Source organism: Burkholderia sp. E168m23 (genome assembly GCF_016586125.1).
GTDB lineage: Bacteria > Pseudomonadota > Gammaproteobacteria > Burkholderiales > Burkholderiaceae > Burkholderia > Burkholderia orbicola.
On sequence record NZ_BCPP01001444.1, the window covers coordinates 1 to 1139 of the forward strand.

At 47.1% G+C, this 1139-nt stretch carries 1 protein-coding gene; it reads right to left on the reverse strand.

Annotated features, from left to right (window positions below; translation table 11 throughout):
* Window positions 1-1008: response regulator (locus JMF90_RS38035; protein ID WP_201326442.1), on the reverse strand; the 1008-nt coding region annotated here is incomplete at its 3' end.
* Window positions 1009-1139 lie beyond the last annotated feature (131 nt).

Sequence of the window (1139 nt, forward strand, 5' to 3'; positions counted from 1 at the left end):
AAGTGATGCTGCTTGTAGCACTGATGCTCCACTCGCCATCGCCTCGACGAGCACTTTAGGTGCTCGATCAACGACCTGCTTTCCATCAAAGTCTCGATAAACAGCTTTTAGCCATTCTTCGTTGTCAAGTCGTTTAACAATCCCGCGAAGTCCCTCGTCAAGGCGCCACGGATACGGTGCAGGCCGAAATTTGAGTTCGGACTCCGGTGTTTCACGAACCCACTTGCCACTGCCCCAGTCAAAACAGGGGTCCGCGATCAAAATATCTCCGATCTCCACCTTTCCTTTCACTCCTGCACAGATTCCGCTCATTGCTAAAAGCCGTGGTCGAAAGGACTGGATAAGTTTTGAGGCTGCAACTGCGGCCGCCGGCATCCCCATTTTAGGCGCCGCTACTGCGATAACGCTTATCTGACAATTGCCATTTGAAAAATTACCTGAAAAATATCGACTATGATCATAGTTTACTGGAAGTTCTTTCCAATCTGCTGGTAGAGCTAATATACTCTTAAGCTCTTCATCTTCCAGTGCGACGACAATACCAAGGTCAACATGATATGTTTGACCATCGTTCGAATAAGGTGGCCGCTGCATGTTGATCATATAGCGGACGGCCTCTTTAAGATGAGCTTGCCATCCCAGTTCCGAATAGGAAAATCTGACGAGTTTCCATAACGGAGACGCAAAAACTTCTTCAGCGGCCTCGGCTCCGTCATCGTATGCTGTCATTCCTATGATGCATCCCGGCGGTATTGCGTTGTTATTGTTCCGCACGAAACTCATGACCTCTAGGCCGGCCCCAGTCTCCGTCGGTTTGTCCGCCCGGGGCGGGATATTTATATCTAAAATAAGAAGATCAAATCTTCTCGCCGAAATCTGTTTCTTTGCTGATAGCGCATCGTCAACATAGGTTATTTGATCCAGGGCCACGCCCTCTACTTCTATCAGTGTTTCGATGAGTAGGCGGCGTTTTTCTGTTTCATCTTCAACAATAAGAATCTTTATCATTTTAAATATAATTGTTCGGTATAAGATTGTTCAAATCGTCTTGCCATTCGTTATCGGACGGTGAGAAGTATACGCTTCCGACAAACATGGATGGAAATTCTTTGGTGCAGAGCGTAGTCATTTCGGCGAAG